This window comes from Bradyrhizobium sp. (genome assembly GCF_027307225.1).
Taxonomy (GTDB): Bacteria; Pseudomonadota; Alphaproteobacteria; order Rhizobiales; family Xanthobacteraceae; genus Bradyrhizobium.
Genome location: NZ_DAHUXJ010000088.1, coordinates 1 through 15,880 on the forward strand (window position 1 = coordinate 1; position 15,880 = coordinate 15,880).

The window sequence follows — 15,880 nt, forward strand, 5'->3', positions numbered from 1 at the left end:
GGTGGCGAGCATGACGCCGGCGATCCCCACAGCCGCAGCACCGAGGCCCCAGCCGAGTGCGAAGATGCGGTCGCGGTCGATGCCGATCAGTGCAACCGCTTCGCGGTCCTCGCGTGTCGCCTCCAGCGCGCGACCGAATTCGGTGCGGCTGATCAGCAGCAACAGGCCGAACGCGAGCAGGCTGACGATGCCGGCAGCGAGCTGAGGCACGGGGACGAAGATTCCGGCAAGGTCAAGTGTCTTGCCGGCAAGTACGGAAGTGCTGACGCTCTTGAAGTCGCTGCCGAAGGTGAACTGCGCGGCGCCGCGCAGCAGGATGGCGAGGCCGAAGGTGACGAAGATCTGAACCATGCCGCGGTTGAAGCGCACCGACAGGGCGCGCGCCATCAGCAGATGGTAGATCGCCACGCCCAATGCGAACAGCGCGAGTGCGACGGGGATCAGCAGCAGCAATGGGTCCAGCCCGGTTGCCAGCCAGGCCGCGAAGGTGGCGTACATTGCGAGCATCAACAGCTCGCCATGTGCGAAGTTCACGACGTCCATCAGGCCGAAGATCAGCGCCAGGCCTGCGGCGATCAAGCCGTAGAGCAGCCCCATCAGGAGGCCGCTCGCCAGGCTCTGGATGATGGTCTCGGCTGTCACGGCTTCTCCCGTCGTGCCGCTTGCCTACTTGGGCATCGGCCAGATGGCTTCCGCGACCGCTGCCTGGGGCGGGAAGATCGTAGCGAACTTGCCCCCGACATATTGCAGCAATACCGGATCGGCATCGTTGTTCTGACCCATCGCGTCATATTTTACGCGCTTCCACGGCATGATGGTCTGTTCACCCGGAATATCGGTCGCAGCCAGCGCTTCGCGAATCTTTTCGCCGTCGGTCGACTTGGCACGGTTGATGGCATCCGCCATCAGGATCAGAGCCATGAACTGGCGCGACGAATAGTCGTTGAGATCCTTGCCGGACTTTTCCTTGAACATCGCGTTGATCTTGCCGACCATCGGCCGTTTGGCAGCAAGATCGAGCGAGAAGGTGCCGCGCGAAATCACGCCCTCCAGCTTGTCGCCAACCGCATCATAGAGTGCCTTTTCGGAGAAGCCCGCGTCCTGGGCGACGATGGCCGGCGGCTTGTAGCCGAGTTCGCCCATGGTCTTCACCAGCAGAATGCCGTCGGTGGTGTAACTCGATGGCATCAGAACGTCGGCATTCGCCGCCTTGAGCTGCTGGACTTCCACCGACAGCGACGGCGAGTTGGCGCGATACTTGATGTCCGAGACAATCTTGTAGCCGCGTTCGGCAGCCAGTTTTGTCTGGGCATTGCCGGAATCGGTGCCGAAAATCGTATCCTCGTGGAACAGCGAGAGTGTTTCGATCTTGGTGCCCTTCTTCTTCATGGCGTCGAAGAAGTCGAACATCGCCTTGGAATACATCTCGTCATGCGGCGAGGCGCGGAAATAGAACTTCAGGCCGCGGCGATGCAGGCTTGGTGACGAATTGTCGGCCGAGAGAAATGGAATCTGGTAGCGCTCGCACACCTGACTGACGGTCACGGCGACGGCGCTTTGATAGGTGCCGATCACCGCGCAGACCTTGTCCTGGGTGATCAGGCGTTCAGCTTCGGCACGGCCCTTCTGCGGATCGGCCTGGTGATCGGCGAAGACGAGGCGGATCTTGGCGCCGCCAAGCCCGGGTAGCCCCTCGCCGCGCGCCAGCGGGAGGTCGAAATCATAGTTCTTGTTGATGATCTCGGCCGCGGTCTCAAAGGCCTTTTTCGCATCGACACCGATCTGGGCACTGGCGCCGGACAGCGGATAGATCGCGCCGATTACCACTTCGGAAGTCTGCGCACGTGCGGCAACCGGCAACAATGCGGCGCTCGCGGTGGCTAACAATACGTCACGGCGGGAGATACTCATTTCCAAGATCCTCATCTGTCGGCAGCTATCGGTGAAACGTCTGACGGTAAAGCCTCAAAGAACAGCTCTGGTGAAGCGGATTTGAACATTCGCCATCCCTTGCCGCAAACTCGTTTACAGCACCGCAAGGTCCTTGTTCCGTAAATCCGTCACCAGCATCAGGCCTGGCGCATGCGTGATCGCGAACGGCACTTTCGCCGCGGCAATCACCGCCTGCGGTGTGACGCCGCAGGCCCAGAAAACCGGAATTTCGTCGAGCTCGACCGGGACCGCATCGCCGTAGTCCGGCTTGTTGATATCGGCGATGCCGATCGAATGCGGGTGGCCGAGATGAACCGGTGCGCCATGCACCGAGGGAAAACGTGACGTGATCTGCACGGCACGGATCGCCTGCGCCGGCTTGTAGGGGCGCATCGATACCACCATGGGGCCCGCAAACGGCCCCGCAGATGCGCATTCGATATTGGTCCGGTACATCGGCACGCGAACGTCGCGCTCGATGTGACGGATCGGCAGACCCTCCGCCATCAGCGCCTCTTCGAACGAGAACGAGCAGCCGAGCACGAAGGCGACGAGATCGTCGCGCCAATGCGCCATGACATCGGTCGGCTCCTCGACCACCTCGCCGTCGCGCCAGACCCGGTAGCGCGGCACATCGGTGCGGATATCGAGATCGAGACCGAGAGAAGGAATCCGCGGGTCGCCGACATCAGACATGCCGATGATCGGGCATGGCTTGGGGTTGAGCTGACAGAAGCGATGAAACGACGCTGCGAACTTCTCGGGCAAGATTGCCAGGTTTCCCTGGACAAAGCCGTTGGCGACGCCGGCGGTAGACCCTGCCATTCCGCCCCGGTAGGCGAGCCTCGCCTGCCGGCTCGGTAGTAGACCATCGTCGTTTCGGAGAGGCTGAAGTGCCGCGGAAATACTCATGACGTCGCCTGCCTTTGACCTCGACATCAGTGAAACCTACACGTACTATAATGTCTAATCTTACTTTCTAATCAGATTTAATAAATCTATCTTATCGAAACCGGGCCGACCAAATGGTCGATTTCAAGTCGATAGAGACGTTCCTCTGGGTCGTAACGCTGGGCAGTTTCCGCGGCGCCGGTCAGCGCCTTAACACCACCCAGCCCGCGATCTCGCAACGGATTGCCCAGCTCGAGCGCGAATTGGGCGTGAAGCTCTTGAACCGGGACCACCGCGTCATCTCGCCGACGCCGAGCGGCCGGCAACTGATGCTCTATGCCGAGAGGCTGATCTCACTGCGCACGGAAATGATGGCGGAAGTCGGTGACCGCTCCGCCATGCGCGGCGTGCTGCGGCTTGGGGTCGCCGAAACCATCGTGCACACCTGGCTGCCGCAGCTGATCAAGAGCGTCAACACGGCGCATCCCAATCTGTCACTGGAGATCGAGGTCGACATCACCCCGGATTTGAGCGCTCGCCTGCTGGGGCAGGAAATCGACCTCGCCTTTCTGGTCGGGCCACTGTCCGCCTCCGGCGTTCGCAACCGCGTGCTGCGCGATTATTCCGTCGGAGTACTAGCCAGCCCCTCGCTCGGCCTCGGCAACGGGGAGCTGAAGGTCCAGGATCTCGCGAAGTTTCCGATCATCACCTTTCCGCGCAGGTCGCAACCCTATGAGATCGTACGCTCGCTGTTCAATCGGCCGGGGCTGCCGCCGATCCGCTTGCATGCCAGCGCCTCGCTCGCAACGGTAATCCACATGGCGGTCGAAGGGTTAGGCATCGCCGTGATTCCGACCGCGATCGTCGAGAACGAACTGGCAAGCGGCCAGCTGCAGCTGCTGTCGACTGACCTGAAAATACCGCCATTGACGTTCTCAGCGTGCTGGCTGGAATCGCCGGACACGCTCGCCGTCGAGCGTGTCGCCGACCTTGCCGCCAAGATCGCGCAAGGTGGCACCGCGATTGTGGATGCCCCTGCCGTTGACGCGCCACGGCTAGTGGTCCAATCCTAACATTCGCATCCCTTCGCAGCGGGCACTTTCGCGAGCTTGCGGCAGTTGGGTAGCGAATATCAAATCCACTAGCGCATCATCAAATGGCGCGCCATCATTCCCGGACAAACGTCATGAGCCCCGTCGCATCGAACCTGCAAATCGATTCCGCCAGACTCTGGGGGACGATCCACGAAACCGCGAAATTCGGTGCCACCCCCAAGGGCGGCGTGCGACGCCTGACGCTCGGGCCCGAGGACAAACAGGTGCGCGACTGGTTTCGCAGGGAATGCGAGGCCGCGGGCCTCGAAGTGCATGTCGATGCGCTCGGCTCGATGTTCGCGCTGCGCAAGGGCCGCGACATGTCGAAGCCGCCGATCGGGCTCGGTTCGCACCTCGATACGCAGCCGACCGGCGGCAAATTCGACGGCGTGCTCGGTACGCTGGCCGCGCTCGAAGTCGTCCGTACGCTCAACGACGCCGGGATCGAGACTGAAATCCCGATCTGCGTGGTCAACTGGACCAACGAGGAAGGCTCGCGCTTTGCTCCGGCGATGATGGCCTCTGCCGCCTATGTCGGCGATTTCACCACCGACGATATCCTGGCGCGCAAGGATGCCGATGGCGTTTCCGTTGCGGAGGCGCTCGATGGCATCGGCTATCACGGCGACAAGCCGGTCGGCTTTCAGAAGCTGTCCGGCTTTGTCGAACTGCACATCGAACAAGGGCCGATCCTGGAGGCGGAAGGCAAGACCATTGGTGTGGTCGATTCCGGCCAGGGCGTCTTGTGGTACGACGGCAGGATCACCGGCTTCGAAAGCCATGCCGGCACGACGCCGATGCCGCTTCGGCGCGACGCGCTCGCGACATTGTCCGAGATCGTTCTGGCGATGGAATCCACCGCGAGGCAGCACGGCCCCAAGGCGGTCGGCACCATCGGCGAAGCGGTGATTGCCAACCCCTCGCGTAACGTCATTCCCGGTGAGATCGCTTTCACCGTCGATTGCCGTAGCGCGGATACCGCGATCTTGGACGCCCTCGATGCTGGTTTGCGTGCCGCGATCAAGGAGATCTCGACGCGCCGAAAGGTCGATGTAGAGCTCGATTTGGTCTGGCGCAAGCCGCCGACGCATTTCGATCAGAAGCTGGTCAACGCCGTGGAAGAGGCCGCAAAAAAACTCGGCTTCTCCCATCGCCGGATCACCTCGGGCGCGGGCCACGACGCCTGCAATCTCAATACGAAGATTCCGGCCGCCATGGTTTTCGTGCCCTGCAAGGACGGCGTCAGTCACAACGAACTCGAAGATGCAACGCAGGTCGATTGCAGCGCCGGCGCCAACGTACTGATGCACACCGTTTTGGCGCTCGCCGGAGTCGCCTCGTGAGCGTGGCAGAGCATTAAGAGCTGGAGGGAGATTGTCGTGCGCGGGGTTTTTGTCGATGCCAACGGGTCGCTAGCGGATATTTTCGAGCGGCAACGGAAATCCGGCGATCCCGCGGTGCGGGTCAACCGCAACGCCGACATCAAGTCAGACGACATGCCCGCCCTGCTGGATGGCGCCGAGATTGTCGTGATCGATCACACGGCGCTGCCGACCGACATTGCGAAGCGCTGCAACGGACTGAAGCACGTCGTATTTTTGGGTACCGGCGCACGCAGCTACATGAACCCGGAAGAGCTGACCGAACTCGGCATTACCGTCCATCTGATCAAGGGCTATGGGGACACGGCCGTCGCCGAATGCGCCATCGCGCTGATGTGGGCGGCCGCGCGCGGGATCGCAAAAATGGACCGCGAGATGCGCGCCGGCAACTGGCTGCGCGAAGACGCCATGCAACTGACCGGCAAGACGCTCGGCTTGATCGGCTTCGGCGGAATTGCCGCGGAAGTCGCTCGCATCGCGCTTGGCAGCGGCATGAAAGTGATCGCCTGGAACCGGTCGCTGAGGCAATTTTCGGGCGTCGAATTCGTTTCGCTCGATAGGTTGCTCGCGCAAAGCAACATCGTCTCGCTGCACCTTCTGCTCAACGACGAGACCCGCGGCTTCCTTTCGCACGCGCATATCAATGCCATGAAGCCGGGCGTCATCCTCGTCAACACCGCGCGCGGAGCGGTGGTCGACGAAGCCGCGATGATCGAGGCGCTGAAATCGGGCCACATCCGACACGCCGGGCTCGACGTGTTCAACATCGAACCGCTGCCGTCAGATCATCCGCTGACCCAAATCCCGAACGTGACGCTGTCCGCGCATTCGGCATTCCGCACGCCGGAGGCAAGCGAGAACCTGATCCACGCCGCGTGGGAGCATTCTCGAAGGATTGCGAACGGATAAGATATCGTGGCTATGGGTCCCTGCTTTCGCAGGGACGACGATGCCGATTTCCCTACTCCACCATTTCCGCGACCGCCTTGCCGCAAGCCGTGGTATCGGCATTGCCGCCGAGATCGCGGGTACGAAGCGTCCGTTCGCCGAGCGTGCGCTCGATGGCGCTCACGATAGCTTGCGCGGCCTGCTTCTCGCCGAGATGCTCCAGCATCATCGCGCCTGACCAGATCATGCCGATCGGGTTGGCGATACCCTGCCCGGCAATATCCGGCGCCGATCCGTGAACCGGTTCGAACACGCTGGGGTAGTTCCCTTCCGGATTGATGTTGCCCGACGGCGCAATGCCGATGGTGCCGGTACAGGCCGGTCCCAGATCGGAGAGAATGTCGCCGAACAGGTTCGAGCCGACCACGACGTCGAACCAGTCCGGATGCAAAACGAAATTCGCGGTCAGAATATCGATGTGAAACTTGTCCCATTTCACTTTGGGATAGTTCTTCGCCATCGCCTCCACGCGCTCGTCCCAATAGGGCATGGTGATCGAGATGCCGTTGGACTTCGTCGCCGAAGTTAGATGCATTTTCGGCCGCGACGCCGCGAGCTCGAACGCGAACTTCAGAATGCGGTCGACGCCGATGCGCGACATCACCGTCTGCTGGGTGACGAATTCGCGGTCGGTGTCCGGGAACATCCGCCCGCCGACGGAGGAATATTCGCCTTCGGTGTTTTCGCGAACCACCCAGAAATCGATGTCGCCAGGCTTTCGGCCGGCAAGCGGCGACGGCACGCCCGGCATCAGCCGTACGGGACGAAGATTGGCGTATTGATCGAACTCTCGCCGGAATTTGATCAGCGAACCCCACAAGGAAATGTGATCGGGAATTTTCGCAGGCCAGCCGACCGCACCGAAATAGATCGCGTCGTGCTTGCCGATCTTCTCCTTCCAGTCGTCCGGCATCATCTGGCCGTGCTTTTCGTAATAGTCGTAGGAAGCGAAATCGAAATGATCGAAATGCACGGTCACGCCATGCTTTTTCGCCGCCGCCTCGATGACGCGCATGCCCTCCGGCATCACCTCCTTGCCGATCCCGTCGCCGGGAATGACCGCGATCCGGTGTGTCTTTTTTGCGTTGCTCATTGAGAAAATCCTTGGAGGGCCAGCCCAAGGGCTGCGTGAGGAGATTGCAATGGACCAAACTTGGTTCGCGCGCAACGGTGCAGTGCAAGATTGACCGCTTCAGCCGGGGCGGCCTAAGTGACAGTATCCCTCACCTTTTCAGATACTCCTTTTAGCGAGCAATCCCATGGATCTTCATCTGCGCGGTAAGCGCGTCCTCATCACCGGCGCCTCGAAGGGCATTGGCGCGGCCGCTGCCGAAAGCTTCGCCGAAGAAGGCGCGCATTTGCTGCTCGCCGCCCGCAATGGCGACCAGCTCAAGGCTGTCGCGGAGCGTCTGCGCTCGGCGCACCAGATCGACGCCGCGACCATCGTGACAGACCTGCGCAAGCCGGAAGACATCTCCCGCCTGGTCAAGGAGGCCGCCAATATCGACATTCTCGTCAACAACGCCGGCGACATTCCCGGCGGTTCGATCGACAAGATCGACGAGCCGACCTGGCGCCATGCATGGGAACTGAAGGTGTTCGGCTACATCAACATCACGCGCGCGATTTATGCCCAGATGAAAGCACGCGGCGGCGGCGTGATCGTCAACGACATTGGCGTCGCGGGCGAGAAATTCGACGCCAACTATATCTGCGGCTCTACCGGCAACGCCGCGATCATGTCGTTCACCCGCGCGCTTGGCAGCAAGAGCCTCGCCGACAACATCCGCGTGGTCGGGATCAATCCGGGTCCGGTTGGCACCGATCGCCACGTCACGCTTCTAAAGACCCGCGCCAAGAACCAGTTAGGTGACGAGAACCGCTACAAGGAATTTCAGAAGGGTCTGCCGCTCGGCCGTCCCGCGGATCCGCGGGAGATCGGCGATCTGATGGCATTCCTTGCCTCGGATCGTTCGGCCTACACCTCTGGCGTGATCTTCACCGTCGACGGCGGCATCGCGGCGGGATGGGGGTAGCATTGTCGTTCCGGGGCGCACGAAAGTGCGAGCCCGGAACCTCGAGATTCCGGACTCGATGCTTCGCATCGCTCCGGAATGACGGATGCTAAACCCGCTCCATCACCTGGCGGATCATCGCGGTGATCCGCCCCGCAGGCGACGCCATTTCATCCATGATGGTGAAATGGTTCGCGCCGGGAATTTCCTCGTAAGTCACCGGCAAACCATGGCTGGCGCGATAGCTCGCGAAATCAGCGGTCTGCTTTCGTAGCAGCGGCAATTCCGCACCGCCGACTATCAGCGCCATCGGCTTGACCGGATGCGTCAGAAGCATCGGCGAATTGCGTTTGGACATCGCCTCATCAAGGCCAAGCTTGTCGTTGAGATAGGAGTGGCGGATCGGCTCGAGATCGTAGATTCCGCTGATCGCGATGCCGCCCTTGATGTGTGGGTTCAGCATCGCCATGGCGGTCAAATGCCCACCGGCCGACCAGCCGGAAGCGATGAGCCGGCTGGCGTCGGCGCCGAGTTCCGGCAAACGCCCGGCCAGATAATCGATCCCGGCATGGATTTCCGCGACGATCTCCTCGAGCGTCGCATCGGGCGCCAGCGTATAGCCGATCAGCGCGACGTTGATGCCGTGCGCCATCGCGCCTTCCGCAAACCGCGTAAAGACATCCTTCGATCGCGTCTGCCAGTAACCGCCGTGGATGAAAAGAAGCGTCGGCGCATTCGGCGCAGCTTTCAGGAAGTCGACGCGGTTGCGCTCGCGCGGACCGTATGGGAGATCCAGATGCGCGCTGTGCCGCGCCCGCATGTCGGCCGAAAGCTTTTCCCATCTCGCCATTGTATCCGCGCTGCCGTCCACGGCCGCGGAATTGTTGAGGCCACTGTCGAGTGCCTCACGGCTCAGTTTGCGCCAATCAAGCACATCAAATGGCGTGGCCATGCTTTTTCTCCGACCCTCTGTCTTTCGTTGTTGCTTGTCGTAGGGCGCTTTGCGAGGTTACACAATCCATCATCAAAAAGAGCCGCGGGGAAAATTCAATGCCGTCAGATCAGGCACTCATACGGTCAACGGCTTGCGCGATCGTCGACCAGCTCAATTCCGGGGACGTTACGCCGCTTGACCTGCTGGATGCGCTGGAAAAGCGGATTGCCGAAGTCGACAGCAAGACCAATGCGCTGCCGACCCTGTGCTTCGACCGCGCCCGTGACCACGCCAAGGCGCTGATGCAGAAGCCGCGAGGCGAACGTGGCCTGCTCGGCGGCCTTCCCGTCCCGATCAAGGACCTCACCAACGTCGCGGGCGTGCGCACCACCCAGGGCTCGCCAATCTACAAGGACCATGTCCCTGCAAGTTCCGACATCCTGGTCGAACTGCTCGAAAGCAACGGCGGCGTGGTTTACGCCAAGTCGAACACTCCGGAATTCGGCGCCGGCGCCAACACCTTCAATGAAGTGTTCGGTCCGACGCGCAATCCATGGGACTTGTCGCGCTCCGCCGCGGGCTCCTCCGGCGGCGCGGCCGTTGCACTGGCGACGGGAATGGCATGGCTTGCGCACGGGTCCGATATGGGCGGCTCGCTGCGCAATCCCGCAAGCTTCTGCGGCATCGTCGGCTTGCGCCCAAGCATTGGCCGCGTTCCGCACACCCCTACCGCCAAGATCGACCGCAACCTGGGTGTGCAAGGCCCGATGGCCCGCAACGTCGAGGACCTCGCGCTGTTCCTCGACGCGATAAGCGGCGAGCATCCCGCCGATCCGCTATCGCTGCCACGCCTGCCGACTTCTTTCTTGTCCGCCGCGCGTTCCGGCAAACGACCGAAACGCGTCGCCTATTCACCCGATCTCGGCATCACGCCGGTCGATCCCGAGGTTGCCGCGATCACGCGCAGGGCCGCATCTCGCTTCGCCGAGGTCGGCGTCATCGTCGAGGAAGCCCATCCCGACCTGCGCGAGGCCCATGAATGTTTTCATGTGCTGCGCGCTTTCGATTTTGCCATCTCCAAGGCCGCGCTGTTGCGCGAGAAGCGCGAACATCTCAAGCCAGAGGTGATCTGGAATATCGAAGAAGGTCTGAAACTTTCGGTGGAGCGGCTCGAGCGGGCGGAGGCCCAGCGCCTCGCAATGGCCAACCGCACGCTCGCGTTCTTCGAAAACTACGACCTGCTGTTGACGCCGGCGACCATCGTTCTGCCTTTCCCGATCGAACACCGCTATGTCGGCGAATGCGCGGGCAAGAAGTTCGACAACTATGTCGAATGGCTTGGCATTGTTTATGCCATCACGCTGGCATGCTGCCCGGCGCTGTCCCTCCCGTGCGGATTTACCGCTTCGGGCTTGCCGGTGGGTTTGCAGATGGTAGCGCCATCACGCGGCGAAGCCGCACTTCTCGGCGGCGCCAGGGTTCTGGAAGACATTCTGGGCATCCGCGGCACGACCCCGATCGACCCCAGAAACGCATCGCATTAGATATTCGTACGGAAAATCTCTGCTTTGGGCGCTGGTGAACAGCGCACAGCCCGCTATAATCCTCAACATTCAAAAGAAGAAACGCGTGCGCCGAACTAAAAGGCGCAGCCGGTGGGAGAAGCCTGAATGTCGGGAAAGCTGCGAGTCCGCGTCGACCAGGACAAATGTCAGGGGCATGCCCGCTGCAAATCGCTCGCCCCTGAATTGTTCGAGCTCGATACGTTCGGCAATGCCCACGAGGTCGGCGACGGCACGGTGCCTGCGGGTCTAGAACACAAAGCATGGCTCGCGCGGTCCAACTGTCCTGAAATTGCGATCGAGGTGATCGAGGAATAATCCGTTCACCGGGTCGTTCGATTTTTACCCAATCCAGAGGAGCTGCCTCATGTCCGATCATGCCCCCGTTACTGATTGGGTTCACGACTTCGACCACACCGACCCGCGCTGGACCGAAAACCCCTATCCGATCTGGGACACGCTTCGCGCGGCAGGTGCGGTGGTCCACACGGAACGCTTTCTCGGCTGCTACATGCCCACCACCTTCGACGCTGTGAAGCAGGTCGCCTACGACACCGAACATTTTTCCTCACGCCGCGTCGTCGTGCGCGACGTTAGACCCGAGACGATTCCCGCGCCGCCGATCACTTCCGACCCGCCGCAACACAAACCGGCGAAGCAGTTGCTGCTGCCGTCCTTCACGCCGGACGCGATCAAGAAACTCGAGCCCCGGGTCCGCGCCATCTGCAACGAACTGATCGATGGCTTCATCCACGACGGCGGATGCGATGCCGCTGCCCGTTACAGCCGGCATATCCCGGTTCGGGCGATCGCCCATATGCTCGGCATTCCAGAAACGGACGGGGACCGGTTCATCAAGTGGATTCACGAAATCCTCGAACTTGGCATCAAGGAACAGGCCATGCTGATGAAGGCCGTCCAGGAAATGATCGCCTACTTCGCGGGCCATATCGAACGCCGCAAGAAGGAGCCGACCGACGACCTCATCACGACGCTGATGAACGCGCGCGACAAGGACGGCCAGCCGCTGTCGGACATGCATGTGCAAGGTACCTTGCGCCTGCTGTTGATCGCCGGCATCGACACCACCTGGAGCGCCATCGGCTCCTCGCTCTGGCACCTCGCAAGAATGCCCGCCGACCGCGAGCGCCTGCTCGCCCAGCCGGAGTTGCTTCCGGCGGCGATCGAGGAGTTCCTGCGGGCTTACGCGCCGGTGACGATGGCACGCGAGGTGATAAAGGAGACCGAGATCGGCGGTTGTCCGGTCAAGCCCGGCAACATGCTGCTCTTGTCGTTTCCCACCGCCAACCGTGATCCAGCCGTGTTTCCCGATGCCGACAAGGTCGTGATCGACCGCAAACAGAACCCGCACGCAGCGTTCGGCCTCGGAATCCATCGCTGCATCGGCTCCAACCTCGCGCGCATGGAAATGACCGTCGCGGTCGAGGAATGGCTCAAGAGGATTCCCGACTTCAGGCTCGATCCGGCCGGCAAGGTCACATGGTCGGAAGGCACCGTGCGCGGGCCGCGGCAACTTCCGATGCTGTTCGGAAAAACCTGAGCAGGCTTCCTTTCGTTTTCAAAACGATTTTTCGGGGACTCAAAACGTGACTGAGCAAGCTGCAGGCGTGGGCGACGATCATCTCGACATTCACGACGTCGAGCGCCGGGTGAAAGCCATTTTCATCGGCTCCGTCGGCAATCTGGTCGAGTGGTATGATTTCTACGCCTACACGGCTTTCGCGCTGTATTTCGCACCGGCCTTCTTCCCCAACAGCGATCCGGTGGTGCAACAGCTCAACGCCGCGGTGCTGTTTGCCGCCACCTTCCTGATGCGTCCCCTGGGCGGCTGGCTGTTCGGCTATCTCGCGGACCATTTCGGCCGTCGCCTGTCGCTGACGCTGTCCGTCGTCTGCATGTGCTTCGGCTCGCTGATCATCGCGCTCACGCCGACCTATGCCTCGATTGGCCTCGCCGCGCCCGCCATCCTCGCCTTGGCGCGCGTCATCGAAGGGCTGAGCCTCGGCGGCGAATACGGCGCCAGCGCGACCTATCTCAGCGAGGTCGCCGATGCCAAGCACCGCGGCTTCTATTCGAGCTTCCAGTATGTCACGCTGATCGGCGGGCAGCTCACCGCCATCATCGTCCTGTTGCTGTTGCAGAAGGTTTTCCTCACGCCTGACGAATTGAAGGCCTGGGGCTGGCGTATCCCGTTCGTCATCGGCGCGCTGCTTGCGATCTTCGCCGCGGTGATGCGGCGCGGCCTGCACGAGACCGACGCCTTCGTGGAAGCCAGCAAGACCGTCAAGCCGACCGGTTCGATCCTCGGCCTGCTGCAATACCCGCGCGAGCTCCTGCTGGTGGTAGGCCTGACCGCGGGCGGCACCGCGGCCTTTTACACCTTCACCACCTACATGCAGACCTTTGTCAAATTGTCGGTTGGTTTGACTGCCGATCAAACCACCGTCGTGATCTTCGGTTCGCTCGTCTTTGCGACCCTGCTGCAACCGATCTACGGCACGATATCGGACCGGATCGGCCGCAAGCCGGTTCTGATCTTCTTCGGCGTAGTTGGAACGCTCGCCACCGTTCCGATCCTGACCACCTTGAAGGCCACCAAATCGCCGTGGATGGCCTTCCTCCTGATCTGCGCCGCCTGGATCTTCGTTGCCGGCTATACTTCGATCAATGCGGTCGTGAAGGCGGAGCTGTTTCCGACCAAGATTCGTGCGATGGGCGTCGGCATCCCCTATTCGATCACGGTCTCGATCTTCGGCGGCACCGCGCCGGCGGTTGCGCTCTATTGCAAGAGCCTCGGTCACGAAGAGTGGTTCTACTATTATCTCACCGGCATCATCTTCCTGTCGCTGCTCATTTACGCGACCATGCGAGATACCAAGCATCAATCGGCGATGCATCGCCACGAATGAACGCACTTTCCAAGGCCGCACCGGTCTTGGATAAGATGACGCCCGCCACGCAGGGAAACAACCATGCCCACCGAACGGTTTCAATTTCAGGGTTCGGAGGGCCACCAGCTCGCCGCAACCCTTGACATGCCAGACGGGCCAGCTCACGCCTATGCGCTGTTTGCCCATTGCTTCACGTGCGGCAAGGATGGATTGGCGGCCAAGCGGATCGCCGTCGCTCTGGCCGCGAGGGGCATCGCAGTACTGCGGTTTGATTTCACAGGTCTTGGGTCGAGCGAGGGCGACTTCGCCAATTCGAGCTTTTCCTCCAACGTCGCCGATCTCGTGCAGGCCGCCGATCACTTGCGCAAGACCTATGCCGCGCCTGCGCTCCTGATCGGCCACAGCCTTGGCGGCGCTGCGGTACTGGCCGCGGCTGACCGGATTCCCGAGGCGAAGGCCATCGTCACCATCGGTGCTCCATCGGACCCCTCCCACGTCACCGGCATGTTTTCCGGTTCGGTCGAGAAAATCCGAAGAGATGGCGAGGCGCAGGTCTCGCTCGCCGGACGTCCCTTTACGATCAAGCGCGCCTTTCTCGATGATGTCGCCGAGCATAGCCTGATGGGGCACATCACCAACTTGCACAAGGCGCTTCTCGTGATGCATGCGCCGACCGACGATACCGTCGGCATCGACAACGCGACCCGCATCTTCGTCGCCGCCAAACACCCCAAGAGCTTTGTGTCGCTTTCCGGGGCCGACCATTTGCTGAGCGACCGCCGGGATTCCGACTATGCCGCCGACGTCATCGCGGCCTGGGTCTCACGCTACCTCGACGTCAACAAATCCCAAAAGGAATCCGGTGAAAGCGAAGCGCCTCGCGAGGTCGTCGTGCGGGAGACCCGCAACGGCAAATTCCAGCAAACCGTCACCGTGGGTTCGCACCAATTGCTCGCGGACGAACCCCTCGCCTCCGATGGCGACGACAGCGGGCTTGCGCCCTATGACTTCCTGTTGGCCGGCCTCGGCGCCTGCACGTCAATGACGATGCGGCTTTATGCCGACCGCAAGTCGCTGCCGCTGGAACGAACCACGGTGACGCTCCGGCACGCCAAGATTCATGCGGAAGACTGCGCCGAGTGCGAGACCAAGGCCGGGATGCTCGACCAGATCGAGCGGGTCATCACCATGGAAGGTCCGCTCGACGCCGAGCAACGCAAGAAACTGATGGAGATCGCCGACAAGTGTCCCGTGCACCGCACGCTGACATCGGAAGTCCGGATACTGAGCCGCCCGGCGGATTGACGCCCCCGTGCGCAGGCGTATGATTTCTCCGAAAAGGCGTTTTCGCTGGAGCCGCTGATGCCCATCGTGGCGCGCGTCGACCCCAAATCGATTTTCTCGCCGGAAGAATGGAATCACCTGACCTCGCGTAGCTCGGTGCGCGGGATGTGGCTTGTCGCGCAAGCCTGGGGCACGATCATAGGCGCGATCGCATTGGTTGCGATTTGGCCCAATCCGCTGACGTGGTTGATTGCGGTAATGATCGTCGGCACACGGCAGCTTGGGCTGGCGATCCTGATGCACGAAGCCGCCCATGGCGGCCTGCACGCCAATCGGGCGATCAACGAATGGGTCGGACAATGGCTGTGCGCGGTGCCGGTCGGCGCGGACCTCGCCGGCTATCGCTCCTATCATCTTCAGCATCACAAATTTACGCAGCAGCCTGAAGATCCCGATCTCTCGCTTTCGGCGCCGTTTCCGATCACCAGAGAGAGCTATGCGCGCAAGGCGATCCGGGACCTTACGGGCCAAACCTTCGTAAAGCAGCGTCTGCCATTGTTTTTGTCACTGTTTCGCCGCACTGGGTCTGCCGAGGAAGTGTCGCATGAAAGCTTCGTTGCCAGCGGCGCCGACAAGATGGCGCGCTTCCTCGCTGTCAATGCGGCGATGTTTGCCTTGTTCTGGCTAGTTGTGGGCTTTCAGGAGGTTGTCCATTCGGCCCTGACCGGGAACTCTGAAGTCGCCAAACCACCAGCGATTCGCGGAGAACCGAATGGACACCCACAAGAATGCCCCCCTGACGCCCAAAGGTCGAGAGGCCATGGTGCGATGTGTCGTGGAGGGCGGGTTGAGCAAGGCCGCCGCGGCGCGCCAGTTCAACACCACCCCGAAGACGGTCGCCAAATGGGTCGGACGCTTCCGCGCGG

At 61.6% G+C, this 15,880-nt stretch carries 15 protein-coding genes and 1 pseudogene; 11 read left to right on the forward strand and 5 right to left on the reverse strand.

The annotated features are described in order from the left end of the window. From M6D32_RS15460 to M6D32_RS15470, 3 genes are all read right to left on the reverse strand, one after another. The coding region (locus tag M6D32_RS15460; protein WP_298257666.1) for a branched-chain amino acid ABC transporter permease at nt 1–642 on the reverse strand (642 nt) is incomplete at its 3' end. Nucleotides 643–666: 24 nt separating this feature from the next. Further along, nucleotides 667–1,911, reverse strand: coding sequence for an ABC transporter substrate-binding protein (locus M6D32_RS15465; RefSeq protein ID WP_298257668.1), 1,245 nt, complete (start codon nt 1,909–1,911; stop codon nt 667–669). A 114-nt stretch (nt 1,912–2,025) separates the two neighbouring features. Continuing rightward, the gene (locus M6D32_RS15470; RefSeq protein WP_298257670.1) at nt 2,026–2,844 is read right to left on the reverse strand and encodes a putative hydro-lyase; all 819 of its coding nucleotides are present in this window, start codon (nt 2,842–2,844) and stop codon (nt 2,026–2,028) included. A gap of 113 nt (nt 2,845–2,957) precedes the next feature. Here M6D32_RS15470 and M6D32_RS15475 point away from each other — a divergent pair, with 113 nt between their 5' ends. From M6D32_RS15475 to M6D32_RS15485, 3 genes are all read left to right on the forward strand, one after another. Beyond that, a complete protein-coding gene (locus M6D32_RS15475; RefSeq protein WP_298257673.1) occupies nt 2,958–3,896 on the forward strand; it encodes a LysR family transcriptional regulator in 939 nt (312 codons plus the stop codon). Nucleotides 3,897–4,009: 113 nt separating this feature from the next. After that, nucleotides 4,010–5,260 (forward strand): Zn-dependent hydrolase, encoded by a 1,251-nt coding sequence (locus M6D32_RS15480; protein WP_298257675.1) that lies wholly within the window; start codon nt 4,010–4,012, stop codon nt 5,258–5,260. 36 nt (nt 5,261–5,296) lie between these two features. Next, nucleotides 5,297–6,208, forward strand: a complete 912-nt coding sequence (locus tag M6D32_RS15485) for an NAD(P)-dependent oxidoreductase (RefSeq protein ID WP_298257677.1) — start codon at nt 5,297–5,299, stop codon at nt 6,206–6,208. A gap of 52 nt (nt 6,209–6,260) precedes the next feature. Here the strand turns inward: M6D32_RS15485 and M6D32_RS15490 are convergent, their stop codons facing one another. After that, nucleotides 6,261–7,340, reverse strand: a complete 1,080-nt coding sequence (locus M6D32_RS15490) for a tartrate dehydrogenase (RefSeq protein ID WP_298257679.1) — start codon at nt 7,338–7,340, stop codon at nt 6,261–6,263. Between the two features lie 166 nt (nt 7,341–7,506). Between M6D32_RS15490 and M6D32_RS15495 the strand changes: the two genes are divergently transcribed. Next, nucleotides 7,507–8,283: an SDR family oxidoreductase gene (locus tag M6D32_RS15495; RefSeq protein WP_298257681.1), complete on the forward strand. Its 777-nt coding sequence runs from the start codon at nt 7,507–7,509 to the stop codon at nt 8,281–8,283. A gap of 88 nt (nt 8,284–8,371) precedes the next feature. Here the strand turns inward: M6D32_RS15495 and M6D32_RS15500 are convergent, their stop codons facing one another. Then, a complete protein-coding gene (locus tag M6D32_RS15500; protein WP_298257683.1) occupies nt 8,372–9,214 on the reverse strand; it encodes an alpha/beta hydrolase in 843 nt (280 codons plus the stop codon). A gap of 98 nt (nt 9,215–9,312) precedes the next feature. Between M6D32_RS15500 and M6D32_RS15505 the strand changes: the two genes are divergently transcribed. From M6D32_RS15505 to M6D32_RS15535, 7 genes and pseudogenes are all read left to right on the forward strand, one after another. Further along, nucleotides 9,313–10,740 carry an amidase family protein gene (locus tag M6D32_RS15505; RefSeq protein WP_298257685.1) on the forward strand — a complete coding sequence of 476 codons (1,428 nt, stop codon included), beginning with the start codon at nt 9,313–9,315 and terminating at the stop codon, nt 10,738–10,740. A gap of 126 nt (nt 10,741–10,866) precedes the next feature. Then, a complete protein-coding gene (locus M6D32_RS15510) occupies nt 10,867–11,076 on the forward strand; it encodes a ferredoxin (RefSeq protein WP_298257687.1) in 210 nt (69 codons plus the stop codon). Nucleotides 11,077–11,125: 49 nt separating this feature from the next. After that, nucleotides 11,126–12,319: a cytochrome P450 gene (locus tag M6D32_RS15515; RefSeq protein WP_298257689.1), complete on the forward strand. Its 1,194-nt coding sequence runs from the start codon at nt 11,126–11,128 to the stop codon at nt 12,317–12,319. A 46-nt stretch (nt 12,320–12,365) separates the two neighbouring features. Next, entirely contained in the window at nt 12,366–13,688 is a 1,323-nt protein-coding gene (locus M6D32_RS15520; RefSeq protein WP_298257691.1) for an MFS transporter, read from the forward strand. Between the two features lie 63 nt (nt 13,689–13,751). After that, nucleotides 13,752–14,975 carry a bifunctional alpha/beta hydrolase/OsmC family protein gene (locus M6D32_RS15525; protein ID WP_298257693.1) on the forward strand — a complete coding sequence of 408 codons (1,224 nt, stop codon included), beginning with the start codon at nt 13,752–13,754 and terminating at the stop codon, nt 14,973–14,975. 57 nt (nt 14,976–15,032) lie between these two features. Next, a pseudogene (locus tag M6D32_RS15530) lies at nt 15,033–15,641 on the forward strand (fatty acid desaturase); the annotation flags it as partial. 133 nt (nt 15,642–15,774) lie between these two features. Then, the coding region (locus M6D32_RS15535; protein WP_298257695.1) for a helix-turn-helix domain-containing protein at nt 15,775–15,880 on the forward strand (106 nt) is incomplete at its 3' end.